General features: G+C 74.4%; 2 protein-coding genes. Both read right to left on the reverse strand.

Annotation, left to right across the window (positions count from 1 at the left end):
* Positions 1–226, reverse strand: a 226-nt coding sequence (locus TN53_RS49730; protein WP_159038294.1) for a CHAT domain-containing protein, incomplete at its 3' end; no start/stop codon positions are given.
* A 12-nt stretch (positions 227–238) separates the two neighbouring features.
* Positions 239–430 (reverse strand): hypothetical protein (locus TN53_RS42500; RefSeq protein ID WP_046264267.1); only part of this gene is annotated, 192 nt, incomplete at its 5' end.

Consider the following 430-nt stretch of genomic DNA (forward strand, 5'->3'; position numbering starts at 1 on the left):
GGGTCACCTGGTCCGCGTGGGTGCTGTCGATCTTCCACAGGGTGCCGACCGCAGTGGGGAAACCGGCGAGCAGGAACGAGCTGGTGATGTGGATGGCTTCGTCCGAGAGGCGCTCGGTGGTGCGTGCGGTGCCGCAGGCCGCCAGGAACGCGAGCTGGGCCGCGCGCGGGCGGACCTGGCAGATCTCCCGGACCGAGACCTGCTCGCCGCTGGGCAGGTGGAGCAGGGCGTCCGAGGGCTACGAGGGGTCGGTCGCCGCGTGGCAGCCGAAGTGCGCCCAGGAGGCCTCGTGCAGCGCCCTGAGTACGACGTCCCGGGTGGCCTGCGGGCCGATCAGCGTCCGGTGCGCGCCGAGGAGTCCGGCGGCGTAGTCGGCGGCGCCCCCGACGCCGGGCACGCCGACCCCGGCGCCGACACCGGGAACGACCTC

This window comes from Streptomyces sp. WM6386, from assembly GCF_000972385.1.
In the GTDB taxonomy this organism is placed as follows: domain Bacteria; phylum Actinomycetota; class Actinomycetes; order Streptomycetales; family Streptomycetaceae; genus Streptomyces.